General features: G+C 64.6%; 20 protein-coding genes. 12 read left to right on the forward strand and 8 right to left on the reverse strand.

The annotated features are described in order from the left end of the window. Positions 1-29 precede the first annotated feature (29 nt). The 8 genes from ABIC16_RS10975 to ABIC16_RS11010 all read left to right on the forward strand — a co-directional run bounded on the left by ABIC16_RS10975 (position 30) and on the right by ABIC16_RS11010 (position 7,545). Positions 30-290, forward strand: coding sequence for an SH3 domain-containing protein (locus ABIC16_RS10975; protein ID WP_354291114.1), 261 nt, complete (start codon positions 30-32; stop codon positions 288-290). Beyond that, positions 287-1,216 carry an N-acetyl-gamma-glutamyl-phosphate reductase gene (argC, locus tag ABIC16_RS10980; protein ID WP_354291115.1) on the forward strand — a complete coding sequence of 310 codons (930 nt, stop codon included), beginning with the start codon at positions 287-289 and terminating at the stop codon, positions 1,214-1,216. The genes ABIC16_RS10975 and argC overlap by 4 nt, the downstream gene beginning before the upstream one ends. A 94-nt stretch (positions 1,217-1,310) precedes the next feature. Further along, positions 1,311-2,774: a glucose-6-phosphate dehydrogenase gene (gene zwf, locus ABIC16_RS10985; protein WP_354291116.1), complete on the forward strand. Its 1,464-nt coding sequence runs from the start codon at positions 1,311-1,313 to the stop codon at positions 2,772-2,774. Between the two features lie 103 nt (positions 2,775-2,877). Continuing rightward, positions 2,878-3,588: a 6-phosphogluconolactonase gene (pgl, locus tag ABIC16_RS10990; protein WP_277971190.1), complete on the forward strand. Its 711-nt coding sequence runs from the start codon at positions 2,878-2,880 to the stop codon at positions 3,586-3,588. A gap of 118 nt (positions 3,589-3,706) precedes the next feature. Continuing rightward, positions 3,707-5,524, forward strand: a complete 1,818-nt coding sequence (edd, locus tag ABIC16_RS10995; protein WP_354291117.1) for a phosphogluconate dehydratase — start codon at positions 3,707-3,709, stop codon at positions 5,522-5,524. Between the two features lie 54 nt (positions 5,525-5,578). Further along, on the forward strand, positions 5,579-6,547 hold the full coding sequence (glk, locus tag ABIC16_RS11000) for a glucokinase (RefSeq protein WP_354291118.1): 969 nt from the start codon (positions 5,579-5,581) through the stop codon (positions 6,545-6,547). After that, positions 6,544-7,158, forward strand: a complete 615-nt coding sequence (gene eda, locus ABIC16_RS11005; protein ID WP_277971193.1) for a bifunctional 4-hydroxy-2-oxoglutarate aldolase/2-dehydro-3-deoxy-phosphogluconate aldolase — start codon at positions 6,544-6,546, stop codon at positions 7,156-7,158. The genes glk and eda overlap by 4 nt, the downstream gene beginning before the upstream one ends. Positions 7,159-7,311: 153 nt before the next feature. Further along, positions 7,312-7,545, forward strand: a complete 234-nt coding sequence (locus ABIC16_RS11010) for a hypothetical protein (protein WP_354291119.1) — start codon at positions 7,312-7,314, stop codon at positions 7,543-7,545. 92 nt (positions 7,546-7,637) lie between these two features. Here the strand turns inward: ABIC16_RS11010 and mltG are convergent, their stop codons facing one another. From mltG to fabD, 5 genes are all read right to left on the reverse strand, one after another. After that, positions 7,638-8,603: an endolytic transglycosylase MltG gene (gene mltG / locus ABIC16_RS11015; RefSeq protein ID WP_354291120.1), complete on the reverse strand. Its 966-nt coding sequence runs from the start codon at positions 8,601-8,603 to the stop codon at positions 7,638-7,640. A 7-nt stretch (positions 8,604-8,610) separates the two neighbouring features. Further along, a complete protein-coding gene (fabF, locus tag ABIC16_RS11020) occupies positions 8,611-9,870 on the reverse strand; it encodes a beta-ketoacyl-ACP synthase II (RefSeq protein WP_277971196.1) in 1,260 nt (419 codons plus the stop codon). A gap of 123 nt (positions 9,871-9,993) precedes the next feature. Beyond that, a complete protein-coding gene (locus ABIC16_RS11025; protein ID WP_010163766.1) occupies positions 9,994-10,230 on the reverse strand; it encodes an acyl carrier protein in 237 nt (78 codons plus the stop codon). Between the two features lie 126 nt (positions 10,231-10,356). Next, positions 10,357-11,097: a 3-oxoacyl-[acyl-carrier-protein] reductase gene (gene fabG / locus ABIC16_RS11030; protein WP_354292307.1), complete on the reverse strand. Its 741-nt coding sequence runs from the start codon at positions 11,095-11,097 to the stop codon at positions 10,357-10,359. A gap of 13 nt (positions 11,098-11,110) precedes the next feature. Continuing rightward, positions 11,111-12,046: an ACP S-malonyltransferase gene (gene fabD, locus ABIC16_RS11035; RefSeq protein ID WP_354291121.1), complete on the reverse strand. Its 936-nt coding sequence runs from the start codon at positions 12,044-12,046 to the stop codon at positions 11,111-11,113. 185 nt (positions 12,047-12,231) lie between these two features. Here fabD and ABIC16_RS11040 point away from each other — a divergent pair, with 185 nt between their 5' ends. Beyond that, on the forward strand, positions 12,232-12,609 hold the full coding sequence (locus ABIC16_RS11040) for an RcnB family protein (protein ID WP_354291122.1): 378 nt from the start codon (positions 12,232-12,234) through the stop codon (positions 12,607-12,609). 56 nt (positions 12,610-12,665) lie between these two features. On the opposite strand, the gene ABIC16_RS11045 is transcribed toward ABIC16_RS11040, so the two are convergent. Both ABIC16_RS11045 and ABIC16_RS11050 read right to left on the reverse strand, forming a co-directional pair. Beyond that, the gene (locus ABIC16_RS11045; protein WP_354291123.1) at positions 12,666-13,010 is read right to left on the reverse strand and encodes a hypothetical protein; all 345 of its coding nucleotides are present in this window, start codon (positions 13,008-13,010) and stop codon (positions 12,666-12,668) included. A gap of 46 nt (positions 13,011-13,056) precedes the next feature. Then, complete coding sequence (locus ABIC16_RS11050) at positions 13,057-13,359, reverse strand: hypothetical protein (protein ID WP_354291124.1); 303 nt, start codon at positions 13,357-13,359, stop codon at positions 13,057-13,059. A 553-nt stretch (positions 13,360-13,912) separates the two neighbouring features. Here ABIC16_RS11050 and rpsF point away from each other — a divergent pair. From rpsF to rplI, 3 genes are read left to right on the forward strand one after another with little or no spacing between them, the layout of a single operon-like run. Continuing rightward, positions 13,913-14,338, forward strand: coding sequence for a 30S ribosomal protein S6 (gene rpsF / locus ABIC16_RS11055; RefSeq protein WP_277971201.1), 426 nt, complete (start codon positions 13,913-13,915; stop codon positions 14,336-14,338). 13 nt (positions 14,339-14,351) lie between these two features. Then, on the forward strand, positions 14,352-14,576 hold the full coding sequence (rpsR, locus tag ABIC16_RS11060; protein ID WP_010163758.1) for a 30S ribosomal protein S18: 225 nt from the start codon (positions 14,352-14,354) through the stop codon (positions 14,574-14,576). 12 nt (positions 14,577-14,588) lie between these two features. Then, positions 14,589-15,194, forward strand: coding sequence for a 50S ribosomal protein L9 (gene rplI / locus ABIC16_RS11065; RefSeq protein WP_354291125.1), 606 nt, complete (start codon positions 14,589-14,591; stop codon positions 15,192-15,194). A gap of 463 nt (positions 15,195-15,657) precedes the next feature. On the opposite strand, the gene mutL is transcribed toward rplI, so the two are convergent. Further along, positions 15,658-17,544: a DNA mismatch repair endonuclease MutL gene (mutL, locus tag ABIC16_RS11070; RefSeq protein ID WP_354291126.1), complete on the reverse strand. Its 1,887-nt coding sequence runs from the start codon at positions 17,542-17,544 to the stop codon at positions 15,658-15,660. Between the last annotated feature and the right edge of the window lie 143 nt (positions 17,545-17,687).

Below are 17,687 nucleotides of genomic sequence, written 5' to 3' on the forward strand. Positions count from 1 at the left end.
CGGTTGCGCTGGATCCGCTGCGCTATGCGGTGCGTCGCGACCTTGCCGACATCCGCCTCGCGGATCGGGTTTTCGCGCCGCATTACGCAGCCGCGGTTTCGCGCATCGTGATTTCGCCGATCGGTCTTCGGCAGGCGCCGGAGGCCGATTCGCCGGTCGTTGCGGAACTGCCGATCGGGACCGCGTTCGAAGTCCTTGAGTTCATCGCGGGGCGGGCGTGGGGCCGCGCGCCGGCGTTCGATCTCGTTGGCTATGTCGATACGCGCGCGCTATCGTGGCCAACGACATGAGCGTCAGTGTATTCATCGATGGCGCCGCGGGAACGACGGGCCTGGAAATTCGCGATCGGCTTGCGGGTCGCGATGACGTTCAACTCGTCACAATCGATCCTGCCCTCCGCAAGGACCCGGAGGCGCGGCGCGCGGCGCTGAACGATAGCGATTTCGTGATCCTGTGCTTGCCCGACGACGCGGCACGCGAAGCCGTCGCGCTGATCGACAACGATCGTACCCGTGTGATCGACGCGTCCACCGCACATCGTACCGCGGATGGATGGAGCTACGGCTTCCCAGAACTCGAGCGTAGCCAGGCCGCATTGATCGCCGAATCGAAGCGTGTGACCAACCCGGGGTGTTATCCGACGGGCTTTCTCGCGCTCGTCCGCCCCTTGGTGCGGGCAGGCTTGTTGCCGGTCGACTGGCCTGTGACGGTCAACGCCGCGTCCGGATATTCCGGCGGCGGAAAGGCAATGATCGCCGAGTATGAGGGGCCGAACCCACCCCCGGCGGCGCGCGCCTATGCGCTTGGCCTCGCGCACAAGCATGTGCCAGAAATGCAGAAGCACGCGCGGCTGGAACATCCGCCGATCTTCATGCCGTCGGTGGTCAATACCTACCGCGGGATGATCGTCGAGGTCCCGCTGCCGCTGGCAATGTTCAAGCGGCGTCCCTCGCTCCAGGCGTGCGAGGCGGCGTTGCGCGAGGCATACGGCAGCGACAGCCTGATCCGCGTGGCGGAAGGCGATGCGTCGGTCGTCCAGATCGAGGACGATGCCGGTACCGACCGGCTGACTCTCAGAGTCTGTGGCAACGCGGACGCGGGTCAGGTTCGGCTGATCGCAACGCTCGACAATCTCGGCAAGGGCGCCGCGGGCGCTGCGGTGCAGAATCTGAACGTCATGGCAGGGTTCGATCCGCTTGCCGGATTGATCCGCTGATCCGCGCAGTCCCCGAATTGTTTTCCGGTTTCACCTTGGCGGGACGATCTTCGCGGCTTAGGTGACCCCTTCCCCCCCAGGAGGTATAAGTCGCATGCCCCGCAAGCCCGTCGGTAAACTCCTCTTGTTTGGCGCCACCGGCGACCTTGCACAGCGCATGTTGCTCCCGTCGCTGTACGGTCTTCATGCCGATGGCCTGTTGCCGGACGGTCTGACCATCACCGGCACCGCAAGGTCGGAGAATGACGACGCGAGCTATCGCGCCTTCGCCAAGACCGCGCTGGAGAAGTTCGTCCCCAAGGATCGGATGGACGAAAAAGCCGTGGAGAGTTTCCTCGAGCGGGTCGGCTACCAGCCGCTCGATGCGACGGATATCGACCATTACAAACAGCTGTCCGACAAGGTCGGTGACGTATCGGGCGGTCTTGCGATCTTCCTGTCGACCGCACCTTCGCTGTTCGAGGCCGTCATCCGCGGTCTCGAAGGTGCTGGCCTTGCCGGGGAAACGGTACGGATCGGGCTCGAAAAGCCGCTCGGCTACGATCTCGCGTCCAGCCGCGAAATCAACGACACCGTCGCGACCGCCTTCCCCGAGGAGCGGACGTTCCGGATCGACCATTATCTCGGCAAGGAAACCGTCCAGAACATTCTGGCCCTGCGCTTCGGAAATTCGTTCTTCGAGCCGGTGTGGAACGCGCGCGGGATCGACAACGTCCAGATCACCATTTCCGAGACGGTCGGCCTCGAAGAACGCGCGGCCTATTACGACGGCGCAGGTGCCCTGCGCGACATGGTCGCCAACCACATGCTGCAGCTGCTCGCGCTGGTGGCGATGGAGCCCCCTGCCCGCTTCGACGGAAATGCGATCCGCGACGAAAAGGCCAAGGTCTTCCGCTCGCTCCGCCAGATCAAGTCGGAGGATGCCGCGCGCGATACCGTGACCGGCCAATATGGGCCGGGTGCGAGCGGCGGTGAGATCGTCAGGAGCTATACCGACGAGCTCGAAAAGGCATCGACGACCGAGACGTTCGTCGCGATCAAGGCGCATGTCGACAATTGGCGCTGGCAGGGCGTGCCCTTCTACCTGCGCACCGGCAAGCGGATGCCGACTCGCCGAAGCGAAATCGCGATCCAGTTCAAGCCGGTCCCGCATTCAATGTTCTCGAACCGCGGCGGCCTGCTCCAGCCGAACGTGCTGATCATCCGGTTGCAGCCGGAGGAATATGTCCAGCTGCTGGTGATGGCGAAGGAGCCCGGGCTGGACCGCGAGGGTATCCGCCTGCGCGAAGTGCCGCTCAACCTCAGCCTGGATGCCGAATTCGCGGGATCGCGCCGCCGGATCGCCTATGAACGCCTTTTGCTCGACCTGATCGAGGGCGACCAGACCTTGTTCGTCCGGCGCGACGAAGTCGAAGCGCAGTGGACCTGGATCGATGCGATCCGCGAAGGCTGGGTTGCCAACGACATGAAGCCCAAAAGCTATCCCTCGGGAAGCTGGGGCCCGAGCGCCGCGGTCGCGCTGACCGAGCGCGACGGTGTGACGTGGCAGGACGATTGAGCTAGTTTCGTGTTCCCGCCGATGCGGGGATCCGGGGGTCGGCCGATGCCATCCCCGTCATTTGGGCCCTGACGATGCAGGAGCACCCAACGGAGAATGACTGATGAGCGAAGAAATCGAATGGTGGGATTATGAGGATGCCGACGAGATGGCGGACGCCGTCGCGGGCGACATCGGCTTCATCATCGATGCCGCAATCGACGCACGCGGCGCGGCGGTCATTGCGCTGTCGGGCGGCAAGACGCCGATCCCGATCTACGAACGTCTCGCCAAGGCCAAGATCGACTGGAAGCGCGTGACGATCGTGCCGACCGACGAACGGATCGTGCCGCTGGGCGATGCGCTGTCGAACGTCACGATGATCGCCAAGACGTTCCTGCCCAAGGGCGCGCGCGTGATGCCGATCGTTCCCAATGCCACGGCAGACTATAAGGCGGCCGGGCGTTCCGCGGATGCGCTGATGCAGGATCTGCACTGGCCGCTCGACCTGTGCCTGCTGGGCGTGGGCGCAGACGGGCACACCGCCTCGATCTTCCCCGGCCCCGATTTCGACGAGGCACTGTCCGGCCCGAACGAGCGGCGCGCGGTCGGCGTGATGCCGGATCCCTTGCCCAAGGAAGCGCCGGTTGCACGTGTCACGCTCAGCCGCGCGGCGATCGTCTCGGCGCGTGCGCTGATCATCGCGGTGACGGGCGACGCCAAGAAAAAGGTGATCGAGCAGGCAATCAAGCAGGGACCGTCTTCGCCTTACCCGATCGGTCGTGTATTGGCGGATGCGGAATTGCCGGTCGACATTCACTGGTCGGCGGAATGATCGCCAGCCCGCCGTTCCCCCGGGCGCGTCCCGGGAGCGACGGCGGCGCACGGTACGCGGACGGCGGAGACGCGGCGCGGTGGATGCCGGGACACACCCGGCATGACGGAGGACTATAATGACGCTGCACCCCGAAATCGCCGCGGTCACCGACCGGGTCATCACGCGGTCGAAGGCGACGCGTGAGGCGTATCTCGGCCTGATCGGGCGCGCGCGCGACACCCATATCGAACGACCGGCGATGGGCTGCGCGAATGCCGCGCACGCTTATGCCGGAACCGAGGAAGATCGCTCGGCGCTGACCAGCGGCAAGGCGATGAACATCGGGATCGTCACGTCGTACAACGACATGCTCTCCGCGCATGCACCTTACTATCGCTACCCCGAACAGATGAAGGTGTGGGCGCGCGAGGCGGGTGCGACAGCACAGGTCGCGGGCGGCGTTCCCGCGATGTGCGACGGCGTTACACAGGGCTATCCCGGCATGGAACTGTCGCTGTTCAGCCGCGACACGATCGCCTTGTCGACCGCGATCGCGCTGAGCCACGGTGTCTTTGAAGGCGCGGCGCTGCTCGGCATTTGCGACAAGATCGTGCCGGGCTTGCTGATGGGCGCTTTGCGCTTCGGGCATTTGCCAATGGTCCTGATCCCGGCCGGGCCAATGCCGTCGGGGTTGCCCAACAAGGAAAAGGCCGCTGTCCGCGAGGCGTTTGCCGAGGGCAAGGTCGGGCGCGACGCGCTGCTCGAAGCCGAGATCGGCGCGTATCATTCCAAGGGCACCTGCACTTTCTACGGCACCGCCAATTCGAACCAGATGATGATGGAGGTAATGGGCCTCCACATGCCCGGCGCGGCCTTCGTCAATCCCGGCACGAAGTTGCGCCAGGAATTGACGCGCGGGGCGGTCCACCGGCTCGCCGCGAACGGCTGGCACGGCGACAATTATCGTCCGCTCGGCGCGTGCGTCGATGAGAAGGCGATCGTCAACGCGGCGATCGGTCTGCTCGCAACGGGCGGATCGACCAATCACTTGCTGCATTTGCCCGCGATCGCGGCGTGTGCCGGGATCGTGCTCGACTGGGAGGATTTCGATCGCCTGTCGAAGGCGGTTCCACTCATCACGCGAGTCTATCCCAACGGCTCGGCCGATGTGAACGGGTTCGAGGCTGCGGGCGGCATGCCGTTCGTGATCCGGGAACTGATCGGTGCTGGGCTGCTCCACGGTGATTTGATGACGGTCGCGGGGGACAGTCTCGAGGCCTACGGGCGCAAGCCCGTGCTCGAGGCGGATCATCTGAACTGGGTCGATCCCGGTGCCAGTGGCGACGAGACGATCCTGCGCACGCCCGCTGCACCGTTCGCTCCCGAAGGCGGCTTTCGCATCCTTACCGGCAACCTCGGGCGGGCGTGCATCAAGGTGTCCGCGGTCGAGCGCGACCGGTGGACGATCGAGGCGCCGGCGCGCGTCTTCCACGATCAGGCGTCCGTCCAGGCGGCGTTCCAGGCGGGGGAACTCGACCGCGACGTCGTCGTGGTCGTGCGGTTCCAGGGGCCGCGCGCGAACGGGATGCCCGAGTTGCACAAGCTCACGCCGCCGCTCGGGGTGCTCCAGAACCGCGGATTCCGGGTGGCGCTCGTCACCGATGGCCGCATGTCGGGGGCAAGCGGCAAAGTGCCGTGCGCGATCCATTGTTCGCCCGAGGCGCTTGGCGAGGGTCCGCTCTCGCGGGTGCGCGACGGCGACGTGATCCGAGTCGATGCGGAGACCGGCGAGCTGTTCGCGCGTGTCGATCCGGCGGAATGGGCGGCGCGCGTGCCGGTCACGATGCCGAACGAGATCGATGGGATGGGTCGCGAACTGTTCGGCCTGTTCCGTTCGAACGCTAACGAGGCGGAACGCGGTGCATCGCCGCTGCTGACGGGCATGGGCTGGTAATAGCAATTCCGTGCTCCGGCGCAGGAGCACCGGGAGCGCGTCAAGGGGAAGAGAATGCAGGTCGTAGCAGTTGATATCGGCGGCACGCACGCCCGTTTCGCGCTGGCGGAGGTGGCAGGCGGTCGAGTCGTGTCGCTCGGCGAGCCGGTCACGCTCAAGACCGCCGAATATGGCGGGTTCCAGACCGCATGGGAGGCGTTCGGCGCGAAAGTCGGCCAACCGCTGCCGCGCGCCGCGGCGATCGCGGTTGCCTCGCCGATCAGCGGTGACGTGATCAAGCTGACCAACAACCCCTGGGTAATCCGCCCGCCGCTGATCAAGGAACGCCTTAACGTCGACGAGTTCGTCCTGATCAACGATTTCGGCGCGGTCGGCCAGGCGGTTGCGCAGGTCGACCACGGCGACTTCCTCCATCTGTGCGGACCGGACGTGCCGTTTGCGAAAACCGGCGTCCTGACGGTCTGCGGACCGGGCACCGGGCTCGGCGTGGCGCAGGTCTTGCGGACGCAGGATCGGTACCACGTCATCGAGACCGAAGGCGGTCATATTGATTTCGCCCCGCTCGATGCGTTGGAAGACGCGATGGTAAAGCGTCTGCGCAAGGCCTATACGCGCGTTTCCGCCGAGCGGATCGTCTCCGGACCCGGGATCGTCGCGATGTACGAAACGCTGGCGGATATCGAGCATCGCTCGATCACGCGGCTGGACGACAAGGCGATCTGGACTGCAGCGCTCGAAGGCAAGGACAGTCTTGCCGTCACCGCCGCCGACCGGTTCTGCATGAGCCTCGGCTCGGTTGCCGGCGACCTCGCGCTCGCCCACGGCGCGAACGGGGTTGTGATCGCCGGGGGGCTCGGATTGCGGCTGAAGGACCATTTCACCCGGTCCGGCTTTGCCGAACGTTTTTCCGCGAAGGGCCGGTTCCAGAACCGCATGGCGGCCATTCCTGTCAAACTTATTACCCATCCGCAGCCGGGCCTGTTCGGCGCGGCGGCAGCCTATGCGCAGGAGCACACGCAATGACCGCAACGATCGTCGACATCATGCAGACCAGTGCGGTCATCCCCGTTCTCGTGATCGAGGACGCGGCGACGGCGCGCCCGCTGGCCGAGGCGCTCGTCGCGGGTGGCTTGCGCGTGCTGGAAGTGACGATGCGGACCCCCGCCGCAATCGACGCGATCCGCGAGATGAAGAAGGTGCCTGGCGCGATCGTCGGGGCCGGGACGGTGGTGAATGCCGATCAGTTCACGCGCGTGATGGACGCGGGCGCTGAGTTCATCGTTTCCCCGGGTTTGACCGAACGCCTTGCGCGGCCGATCATCGACAGCGGCGTGCCGTTCCTGCCGGGTATCGCCAACGCGGCCGACATCATGACCGGGCTTGAACTGGGGCTGACGCACTTCAAATTCTTCCCGGCGGAGACGAATGGCGGGCTCAAGGCCCTCAAGGCGCTTGCTGCACCGTTCTACCAGTGCAGCTTCTGCCCGACCGGCGGCATTACCGAGCAAAGCGCGCCCGAATGGCTCGCGTTCAAGCCAGTATTGTGTGTCGGCGGAAGCTGGGTGACGCCGAAAGGCGCGTCGATGGCGGAAATTGAGGGCCTTGCCCGCGCAGCAAACGCGTTGCGCGGATAATCCTGGGGGCGTCATTCCGCGCTTTGCCGGGGTGACGCCCCAAGACGATAACGTGAACATGTGCTGCGTCGCAGCAATAAAAACTAACGCGCTGGTTAAACAAGGGCTTCCTTGCCCACTTATCTAGGTGGTCCCCACTTAAGGAGACTGCCGATGTCCGGACCGAACGACAAAGACCGCCCAGGCCCGCATGACACGCTGCGCGGGTCGCTGCTGTTCCTGATGTTCGGGATCAGCATGCTGGCGTTTTTGGTGGCCATCGATCGGCCCGAGTGGTTCGTCCTGAAGCCGGCGACCGGGACGGCGGTTGCAATGTCCGCTGCCCCGAAGATCACCCCAGGTGCGGCTGACACGGCACGTCGAAGTGCCTTCGAAGTCCAGAAATAACCTCCGCGGCCAATCTGGCGGATCTGCGGCCCTGAGGGTTGGGGGAGCACAGCGAATGTGCTTCCCCGCACTCAGCGTTTAGGCTGGTACCTTCAGATTCCGTGCTGAAGCCGGTACGCCCGCCATTTGACGACATTGGCGTTATGCTGTTGCAGCGTATCGGCAAAGACGTGGCCGCCAGTGCCGTCCGCAACGAAATACAGCGCCTTCGACGCTGCGGGATCGAGGACGGCATCGATGCTGGCCCGCCCCGGATTGCAGATCGGTCCTGCCGGCAAGCCGGTCATCGCATAGGTATTGTACGCGTTGACCGCGCGGACTTCGGACAACAGGATCTTGCGACCGAGCGGTTTGCCCTTTGTGATCGGGTAGATGATCGTCGGGTCCGCCTGCAGCATCATTCCCTGCCGTAGCCGATTGGCATAGACCGCCGCGACGAGCCGTCGTTCGGCCGGTTTGCCCGTTTCCTTCTCCACGATCGACGCAAGTATCAGCGCCTCGCGCGGCGTCTTCACGACCAGGCCGGGCTTCCGTTTGGCCCACGCCTGCGCGAGGTACCGCGTCATCGGTTCCTGCATCCGCGCGACCATCTGCGCGCGCGTTTCGCCACGCTGATAGGCGTAGCTGTCGGGCAGGATGCTCCCTTCCGCTGGCGCCTCGATGGCGCCCGTCAGTTCGGCGGTGCGGTCTAGCACCTGCTTGACCATGACCGACGGATAGCCCTCCGGCACCACGACGTAGCGCTGGACGGTCTTGGTGCCTTGCAAGACCTTGAGAATGTCCCCCTGGCTGAGGCGGGGCGGGATGCGATATTCGCCCGCCTTGACCGGCGCGTTCGATCCGAAGACGCGCGCAAGCAATCGGAACCGCTCAGCCGAAGCGATCGCTCCAGCTTTCTCAAGCTGGAGCGACACCGTGGCAAGGCTCGATCCCGGCGCGATCTGAAGCGAGATCGCGCGGTTGAGCGGTCCGCGCCCGCCCCACATGTGGACCACGCCAAAGATGGCCAGCACCGCCAGCACGAGCGCGCCAATCGCAAGGCAGCCGGGCCGACGCATACGCCTGTCAGACCGCCGTCATGATCAGCGATGCGTTCGTCCCGCCGAAGCCGAACGAATTGTTGAGCACCGCCTTCACCGACCGCTGCTTGGCGACGTGGGGTACGAGATCGACGCCCTCGCAGCTTTCGCTGGGGTTATCGAGGTTGAGCGTCGGCGGCACGATCTGGTCGCGTAGCGCGAGAATGCAGAAAATGCTCTCCACCGCACCCGCGCCGCCGAGCAGATGCCCGATCGCCGATTTGGTCGAGCTCATCGACAAGGTGTCGATGTTGTTCCCGAACAGACGCCGGACGGCCCCCAACTCGAGCTCGTCGCCAAGGGGGGTCGAGGTACCGTGCGCGTTGATATAGTCGATGTCGGACAGTTGCAGCCCGGACCGCTTCATCGCCATTTCCATCGAGCGGAACGCGCCCGAGCCTTCGGGATGCGGCGCGGTGACGTGATACGCGTCGCCGGACATGCCGTAGCCGATCACTTCGGCGTAGATCTTGGCGCCGCGCGCCTTGGCATGCTCATATTCCTCGAGACAGACCACACCCGCGCCTTCGCCCATGACGAAGCCGTCGCGCGCGATGTCGTAGGGGCGGCTGCCCTTCTCGGGCTGGTCGTTGAACGCGGTCGACAGCGCGCGCGCCTGCGCGAAGCCGGCGATCCCGAGCGGGCAGATCGCCCCTTCGGCGCCGCCAGCGAGCATCACGTCGGCATCATCCATCGCGATCATCCGCGCGGCGTCGCCGATCGAATGCGCGCCGGTCGAACAGGCGGTGACGACGGCGTGGTTCGGGCCCATCAGGCCGTATTTAATCTGAACCTGTCCGGTGATCAGATTGATCAACCGACCATGGACGAAATGTGGCGAGACCCGGCTGGGTCCCTTGTTCTCGCAGACGAGGGACTCGCTTGCGATTCCCGGCAATCCGCCGATGCCCGACCCGATCGAGCAACCCGCGCGATACCGTTCGGCTTCGCTCATGTTGGTGAGGCCTGCATCCTCGAGCGCCTGACCGGCGGCGTCGATGCCGTAGATGATGAACGGGTCGACCTGGCGCTGCACCTTGTGATCGACGCGCAGATTGGGGTCAAAGCCATAGGCGTGGCCGACTGGCTTCACTTCGCAAGCGATCCGGCATTTCTGGTCCGACGCGTCGAACCGCGTGATCGGCCCGGCACCGGACTTAGAGGCGAGCAAGTTCGCCCAGACCGTCTCGACCTCCGCGCCGAGCGGCGTCACGAGCCCCAAACCGGTTACGACAACACGGCGCATGGCCATCTCCCGTTGAATTTCTTGTCTTGCAAAAGAGAAACGGCTCCCCGCCCCCGGTCAATTGCCCTGGGACGGGGAGCCGATCCTGTCGTCAGCGTTGCTGCCGCGCCGATGGCGTGGCGCTCAGCCCTTGTGCTCGTCGATAAACGTGATCGCGTCCTTGACGGTCGTGATCTTCTCGGCGGCATCATCCGGAATTTCGACTTCGAATTCTTCTTCGAATGCCATCACCAGCTCGACGATGTCGAGGCTGTCCGCGCCCAGATCATCGATGAAGCTCGCATCTTCGGTCACCTTGTCGGCTTCAACGCCGAGATGCTCGACGACGATCTTCTTAACGCGGTCTGCGGTCTCGCTCATATTCCGTCCCTCTGTAGCTGGGGGTTCTTGATTCCTGAACGCACCTAGAACGGGGTCGGGCCCCTTGCAAGGGGAACCGGCACCCGAACCGGTACGGTAACGCCGCGAACCGTGCGGCGTCTGCGCTTAGATCATTGCCATGCCACCGTTGACGTGGATTGTCTGCCCCGTGACATAGCCCGCTTCGCGGCTGGCCAGATAGACGACGGCTGCGCCAATATCCATGCCCTCGCCCATTTTTCCCATCGGAATCCGTGCGTTCAACGCGTCTTTCTGCGCGTCGGGCAGACCGTCGGTCATCGGCGACGCGATGAAACCGGGGGCAACGCAGTTTACCGTGATCCCGCGACTGGCGAGTTCCTGCGCGAGCGCCTTGGACATCGCCGTCAGCGCGCCCTTGGATGCCGCATAATTTGCCTGGCCCGGGTTGCCCGTCGTGCCGACCACGGAGGTGATCGACACGATCCGGCCGAAGCGTGCCTTCATCATCGGGCGGGCCGCGGCGCGGGCAAGACGAAACGCGGCTTCGAGATTGACGCGGATCACCGCGTCCCATTCCTCGTCCTTCATCCGCATCACGAGATTGTCGCGCGTGATACCACCATTGTTGACCAGAATGTCGAGCTTGCCCCCCAGCGCCTCGACCGCTTGCGGAACAAGTGCATCGACAGCTGCACCGTTGGAAAGGTCGCACGGCAAAGCGACATGATCGCCCTCCAACTGGTCGCGAAACGCCTCCAGCTTGGTCACGTTGGAGCCCGACACGGCCAGCCGCGCGCCTTGCGCGGCAAGGCCGCGCGCGATGGCGGAGCCGATGCCGCCCGATGCGCCCGTGACGAGCGCGGTCATTCCCGTAAGATCGAACATTGTCATTTCTCCGTCAGAGCGCTTTGGCGAGCGCTTCGATATCGTCCATCGTCACCACGCTGGTCGCTTCGACCTCGGGCGCGATCCGCTTGATCATCGGGGTGAGCACCTTGCCGCCGAACTCGACGAACCGCTCGACCCCGGTCTCGGCCATCGCCAGCACCGACTCGCGCCAGCGGACCATGCCCGTAACCTGCTCGACCAGCAGCCGCCGGATCGTGTCCGCGTCCGCCACCGCGGCGGCGGTGACGTTGGCGAAGACGGGGACCAGCGGTGCCTCGATCCGGGCGTCGGCGAGGGCGCGTTCCATCGCGTCTGCGGCGGGCTGCATCAGCGCGCAATGGAACGGCGCGGAGACGGGGAGCAGAACGGCGCGTTTGGCGCCCATCTCCTTGGCGAGCCCGACCGCGCGTTCGATGGCACCGCGATGTCCCGAGATCACGACCTGCGAAGGATCGTTGTCGTTGGCGACCGTGCACACTTCGCCTTCCGCAGCCGCATCGGCGATCGCGCGCGCCTTGTCGACATCGGCGCCGAGCAGCGCGGCCATCGCACCCAGACCGACGGGGACCGCCGCCTGCATCGCTTGCCCGCGCAGTTTGAGCAGGCGCGCCGTCGTGGCGAGGTCGACCGCGCCCGCTGCGCAAAGGGCGCTATATTCGCCGAGCGAATGACCCGCGACATAATCGGCCTTGTCGGCAAGCCGGATCCCGCCGTCCGCCTCGAGCACCCGCAGCGTCGCGATCGCGTTCGCCATGATCGCCGGCTGGGCGTTTTCGGTCAGTTGCAACTGATCTTCCGGACCGTCGGTCATCAGTCGGAACAGATGCTGCCCCAGCGCATCGTCGACCTCCTGAAAGACCGAACGGGCGACGGCACTGGCCTCGGCCAGCGCGCGGCCCATGCCGACGACCTGACTGCCCTGCCCCGGAAATACAAACGCTCGCATAGCACCACTCCTTTGTCCGGGCGGTTAGGCTCTCGACCCAAAGCCACGTCAACCTGAACGGGCGCGAACCGGCCGCGACATTTTGCGACCCTTTGACGCGCCTGACGGCACCGATGCGCGACAAACGCCTTCCACATAGGAGCCGACGCCGGGAGCAAGGCGCCGTCGAAACACAGGAGTTCTTCATGAGAAAGATGATCATCGCGATCCTCGCCACGGCCGCCGCCGCAAGTCCGATCGCCGCAACCAGCGCCGAAGCGCAGCAGCAGCGCCAGACGACCACGGTTGTCCGCGAGCGCCCAAACGGGACGGTCGTCACCAAGCGCACGACGGTCAATCGCCGCAACGTCGCGCAGAACCACCGTCGCTGGGCCAGGGGCCAACGGTTCGATCGACGCTACGCATCGAATTACCGCGAAATCAACGATTGGCGGGCGTATCGCGGACGTCGCCTTTACGCCCCACCGCGCGGCTACCGTTGGGTCCGTTCCGGGAACGATGCCGTCCTGATCGCGGTGTCCGGCGGGATCATCGGTGCCGTCCTCGCCGGAGCGTTCAACTGATCCGGCGGCTAGCGATCGAATGATGTTGGCACTTTACGAATACGCGGGTGAGCCGATTAGTGGCTCACCCGCACAGTCGCGCGTCGTGCGATGGTCCGGTCGAGCGGTCCGGTTGCGGGGAACGACGGGGCCGGTGCGTCCGTCGCCCACGGGTCGTGGAGCGCTGCGGTCGCCAGCAACGTTGCGACAAGTTCGACCTGGCGGCTTGTCCCCGTCTTGGCGAAGATCGCAGACAATTGCTTCCGCACGGTCGCGACGACCGATCCGCGAAGCTTTGCGTGCATCGTCAGCGACCGGCCAACCACCAGACTCTGCGCCAGCGATGTCTCACTTGCGGTGAGCAGATAGACGCGGGACGGAACGAGAATCTCGGCTTCCGCCCACGCCAAAAGATCTCGCACGACCACCCGGGTCCGGGTCGAGGTGCGGAACGTGCCGATCCCGGTTTCACGGGCGACGAGGATCGCATGTCGCGCCCCCGCTCGTGTCCATCACGGAAACAAGAAGGACGTCCCCCGCCCGTTCGGTCAGCGCGGCGTTCATCTTCTCGGCCAAGTCGCCTGATGCCCAGGTTATCGCGTGATGGAGCGAACCAAGCAGCACATTCCCACGATCGAGCATGTGCTGCCCAACCGCATTGCATCCAAGCAAGACGCCGTCCGCATCCAGATCGAACGTGGCCAGATACCGGTCCGACACGGGGGCGTGGATGTTACACGCTTGGTAAAGCTGCAAGGTATCCGATCGCATTGCGACTCTTGCCGTCATTGTCCCGAAGTCCTTTCTCGACCAGCGAACGACAAAACCGGCTCGTTCGACCGCATATGCTGCGGTTCTACGCCATGTTTACCGCTGCCCAGCGCAGTGTTGCGCTCCATCCTGTCCCGCACGAAGTTTGTACTCCAGAAACAGCCAACGACAAATCCCACCGAGAAAAGTGTCGTAGCGGCGAAGAGCTTAATTAGTAGGATCATTAAAGGAACCCTCCTGCTTTCATCTCTTACATTCTCGATGGTTAAACAAAAATACGGCAGATCGTGTATTGCTCATACTAAGGATGGAGGAGAGGTTCTGTAATCGGCTCCGATTATGATGTATTCGCACGGACATAGGGTTTGGCGGGTTTCACCGACCGACGATCTCTCGATCGTCATGGCGCTTGCGTTTCAATCGATGATCGGGCAATGGGCTCGCCCGTGCTGCGGCCAGTGATGGTCGTCGTATGTAATCCCTGAGACGACAGCCGGAGGGGCGTTCGCATGGTGCGACGTCAGCGATCGGCCAAAACAGAGAGACGAGACACATGGCTCTATACGAGCACGTGTTCCTTGCGCGCCAGGATCTGGCACAAGCGCAGGTGGACGCCCTGGCGGAAATCGCCACCAAGATCGTAAATGATAACGAAGGCCGGGTCGTCAAGACCGAGAGCTGGGGTCTGCGTAGCCTGGCGTACAAGATCGCCAAGAACCGCAAGGCGCATTATGTGATGCTCGAAATCGACGCCCCTGCCGGTGTCGTCGCCGAGCTCGAGCGCCAGACGCAGATCAACGAAGACATCATCCGCTACATGACCGTCAAGGTCGACGCGCTCGAAGAGGGCCCGACCGTGATGATGCGCAAGTCCGAGCGCGACCGCGAGCGTCGTGGCGACCGTGAGGGTGGCCGTGAAGGCCGCGGTGATCGTCCTGACCGCGGCGACCGCCCGCGTCGTGACTTCGACGGCGAATAAGGAGCTATAGACCATGGCACGCCCATTTTTCCGCCGCCGCAAGAGCTGCCCGTTCTCCGCAAAAGACGCTCCCCGGATCGATTACAAAGACGTCCGGTTGCTCCAGGGCTTCGTGTCCGAGCGTGGCAAGATCGTCCCGTCGCGTATCACTTCGGTGAGCGCAAAGAAGCAGCGCGAGCTCGCCCAGGCGATCAAGCGTTCGCGTCATCTGGGCCTTCTGCCCTACATCGTTAAGTAAGGAGCGGCTGAGATGGATGTCATCCTGCTGGAACGCGTCGACAAGCTCGGCAACATCGGCGACGTCGTCAAGGTGAAGGACGGGTTCGCCCGTAACTTCCTCCTGCCGAACAAGAAGGCGCTTCGCTCCAACGAAGCCAACCGCAAGGTCTTCGAGAAGAACCGCGAGAACATCGTTGCCGAGAACGCAGCGCGTCGTTCGGAAGCGGAAGTCGAAGCCAAGACGATCGACGGCACGACCGTGACGTTGATCCGTCAGGCGTCGAACACCGGCCAGCTGTACGGCTCGGTTGCGGTTCGCGATCTGATCGAGATCCTCGAGGCCGAGGGCCACAAGGTGTCGAAGTCGGCGATCGTGCTCAACAAGCCGATCAAGGCGATTGGCCTCTATGAGGTCAAGGTTTCGCTGCACCCGGAAGTGTCGGTGACGATCAAGGTCAACATTGCACGCTCGCCCGAAGAGGCGAAAATGCAGGCCGAGGGCGTCAACGTCATGGAAGCCATGTTCGAAAAGGACGAGGCTGGCTTCGTTGAGGATTACGATCCCAACGCAGAGCCCGGCGCGACCGCTGAGGTCTCTTCGAACCAGGACGACGCCGAGGCACCTGCCGCGGCCTAACGTCTTCGTTAGCGATACAAAAAGGGCCGTCCGGAGTGATCCGGGCGGCCCTTTTTGGTTTGGCGACGATGCGGAAGGTTAGGCTAAGGTCAGGCGGAAACGCAATGCGATCACCGCCGGCATGGGTCGATCGACAGGGCTGCCGATGCTGTCAAAGAGCCAGGCGACAAGATGCCGTCATCCGCGCGTGTAGAACAGCGACGGTGTTCAGCCGGTGACGGCGCATGCACCTACCAACGCGGCGAGCGGGATGAGCGCGAAGACGACGGGGAGAACTTTGGTCATGGGGCGGTCCGATACGACGATGGAGGCTGTTGTCGTGTCAATGCGCAGAGCTGGGTTTGTTTCCGCACGATGAACGAAACGCTGGGTTTCATCTTTCCGCTTCCCGTTCGTGGTGAGGGAGTCGAGAACGGGTGGGCTCGGTGTTCGCCGCTAAACGAACGGGCGGTAGATTGCCTTGCTACTTCCGCCCGAAGAGGCGTTCGATATCGCCATGCGCCAGCTTCACCCAGGTTGGGCGGCCGTGATTGCACTGGCCCGAATGCGGCGTCACTTCCATCTCGCGGAGCAGCGCGTTCATCTCGGCGACCGACAGGATTCGCCCTGCCCGCACCGATCCGTGGCACGCCATCGTCGCGGCGACATGATCCAGACGCTCACGCAAGGATAGCGCCTCGTCAAATGCGGCGAGTTCGTCGGCGAGGTCCGTGACCAGGCCGGTGACGTCGCTTTGGCCGAGCATCGCGGGCACGCCGCGCACCAGCATCGCGCGCGGGCCGAAGCGATCGAGGTCGAGGCCGAACTCACTCAGTTCGGCGGCGCGTGCTTCGAGCCGGTCGCAGGCGGTTTCGTCGAGCTCGATCACTTCGGGGAGGAGCAGCGCTTGGCTGGCGACTCCGCCGTCGGCCATCGCCTTGCGCATCCGTTCGAGCACGAGCCGTTCATGCGCGGCGTGTTGGTCGACGAGGATGAGGCCGTCCTGTGCTTCGGCGACGATGTAGGTCTTGGCGACCTGGCCGCGGGCGACGCCGAGGGGGTAATCGACGGTTTCCGGGGGCGGGGCGTAGGCGGGTTCGGCGCGGGCTAGTGGGGGTGGGGTGAAGAAGGTGCGGCGGTCGTTGAGTGAATAGGAGCGTTGGTCGATACTAAGCCCCTCCCCTTTAGGAGTTTCGGGTGAATAGCCCCCCGGGCTATTCAGGTCAGGCTGGGAGCCTGACCGACCTGAAACTGGGTTGGGGGTGGGGCGTGTCTCACCGAGAGCCAGTTCTGCTGGACTGCCCCACCCCAACCCCTCCCCCGAGGGGGAGGGGCTATTTTCGGTTGTCCACGCGGCGAGCGCGCTTTCGGTCGGGCGCTGGCTGCGGTGCCCCGCCTCGTCCAGCGCCCTCCGCAACCCGCTGACGATCAACCCGCGCACCAGCGCCGGGTCGCGAAACCGGACTTCGGTCTTGGCGGGGTGGACGTTGACGTCGACCGCATCGGGCGGGACGTCGAGGAACAGCGCCACCACCGCATGCCGATCGCGTGGCATCATCTCGGCATAGGCCCCGCGGATCGCGCCGATCAGCAGGCGGTCCTTCACCGGGCGCCCGTTGACGAACAGATATTGATGGTCGGCGATCCCGCGGTTGAAGGTCGGCAATCCGGCGATGCCGCCGAGGCCGATCCCCTCGCGCACGAAGTCGACCCCTACCCCATTGGCGATGAGCCCGCGGTCGGTCAGCGCGGCGACTCGATCGGGGAGCGTTTCGTCCGCGCTGACCGACAGCGACCGCCGCCCATCATGCTCGACCGAAAAACCGATGTCGGGCCGCGCCATCGCCAGCCGACGGACGACATCCATGCACGCCGCGAATTCGGCGCGGGGCGAGCGGAGGAACTTGCGCCGCGCCGGGACGCGCTCGAACAGCGCCTCGACCCGGACGCGAGTCCCGGGTGGGATCGCGGCGGGGCCTTCCGCGACAAGCACGCCGTTGTCGACGATCCTGGACCAACCCTCCGCGCCAGGAACGCGACTCTCGAGCGTCATCCGCGCGACGCTCGCGATCGAGGGCAACGCCTCGCCGCGAAATCCGAGCGTGCTGACCGCCTCGATCGCCTCGTCGGGCAGCTTCGACGTCGCATGCCGTTCGAGCGCCAGCGCCATGTCGTCGGGCGCCATCCCGCAGCCGTCGTCGGTCACCTCGACCAGATCGGTCCCACCGCCACCCAACCGCACCGCGATCCGCGTCGCGCCTGCGTCGATCGCATTCTCGACCAGCTCCTTCAACGCGCTGGCTGGCCGTTCCACCACTTCACCGGCAGCGATACGATTGACGAGATGTTCGGGGAGGCGGCGTATTGACATGCCTTAAGCTCTAGCCCAAGCGACGCCATCCCGCGAGCCGTAACCGTGACTTAACCAGAGCGTGCGTGTCGTTCTGCAAGCCACGATTATAAGCACGTCGCGGGGGCGAATTGCGACCTGCCGGAAGCCACCGCACCCGGCGT

This window comes from Sphingomonas sp. PvP055, assembly GCF_040546365.1.
Classification (GTDB): Bacteria; Pseudomonadota; Alphaproteobacteria; order Sphingomonadales; family Sphingomonadaceae; genus Sphingomonas; species Sphingomonas echinoides_A.

What these genes read in the sequence shown, in the direction of transcription:
- ABIC16_RS11040 (WP_354291122.1), top strand. Translation starts at nt 12,232, where the DNA reads ATGAGAAAGATGATCATCGCGATCCTCGCCACGGCCGCCGCCGCAAGT.
- rpsR (WP_010163758.1), top strand. Translation starts at nt 14,352, where the DNA reads ATGGCACGCCCATTTTTCCGCCGCCGCAAGAGCTGCCCGTTCTCCGCA.
- ABIC16_RS11025 (WP_010163766.1), bottom strand. Translation starts at nt 10,230, where the DNA reads ATGAGCGAGACCGCAGACCGCGTTAAGAAGATCGTCGTCGAGCATCTC.
- fabD (WP_354291121.1), bottom strand. Translation starts at nt 12,046, where the DNA reads ATGCGAGCGTTTGTATTTCCGGGGCAGGGCAGTCAGGTCGTCGGCATG.
- pgl (WP_277971190.1), top strand. Translation starts at nt 2,878, where the DNA reads ATGAGCGAAGAAATCGAATGGTGGGATTATGAGGATGCCGACGAGATG.
- edd (WP_354291117.1), top strand. Translation starts at nt 3,707, where the DNA reads ATGACGCTGCACCCCGAAATCGCCGCGGTCACCGACCGGGTCATCACG.
- fabG (WP_354292307.1), bottom strand. Translation starts at nt 11,097, where the DNA reads ATGTTCGATCTTACGGGAATGACCGCGCTCGTCACGGGCGCATCGGGC.
- eda (WP_277971193.1), top strand. Translation starts at nt 6,544, where the DNA reads ATGACCGCAACGATCGTCGACATCATGCAGACCAGTGCGGTCATCCCC.
- argC (WP_354291115.1), top strand. Translation starts at nt 287, where the DNA reads ATGAGCGTCAGTGTATTCATCGATGGCGCCGCGGGAACGACGGGCCTG.
- ABIC16_RS11050 (WP_354291124.1), bottom strand. Translation starts at nt 13,359, where the DNA reads ATGCGATCGGATACCTTGCAGCTTTACCAAGCGTGTAACATCCACGCC.
- mltG (WP_354291120.1), bottom strand. Translation starts at nt 8,603, where the DNA reads ATGCGTCGGCCCGGCTGCCTTGCGATTGGCGCGCTCGTGCTGGCGGTG.
- zwf (WP_354291116.1), top strand. Translation starts at nt 1,311, where the DNA reads ATGCCCCGCAAGCCCGTCGGTAAACTCCTCTTGTTTGGCGCCACCGGC.
- glk (WP_354291118.1), top strand. Translation starts at nt 5,579, where the DNA reads ATGCAGGTCGTAGCAGTTGATATCGGCGGCACGCACGCCCGTTTCGCG.
- fabF (WP_277971196.1), bottom strand. Translation starts at nt 9,870, where the DNA reads ATGCGCCGTGTTGTCGTAACCGGTTTGGGGCTCGTGACGCCGCTCGGC.
- ABIC16_RS11010 (WP_354291119.1), top strand. Translation starts at nt 7,312, where the DNA reads ATGTCCGGACCGAACGACAAAGACCGCCCAGGCCCGCATGACACGCTG.
- rplI (WP_354291125.1), top strand. Translation starts at nt 14,589, where the DNA reads ATGGATGTCATCCTGCTGGAACGCGTCGACAAGCTCGGCAACATCGGC.
- mutL (WP_354291126.1), bottom strand. Translation starts at nt 17,544, where the DNA reads ATGTCAATACGCCGCCTCCCCGAACATCTCGTCAATCGTATCGCTGCC.
- rpsF (WP_277971201.1), top strand. Translation starts at nt 13,913, where the DNA reads ATGGCTCTATACGAGCACGTGTTCCTTGCGCGCCAGGATCTGGCACAA.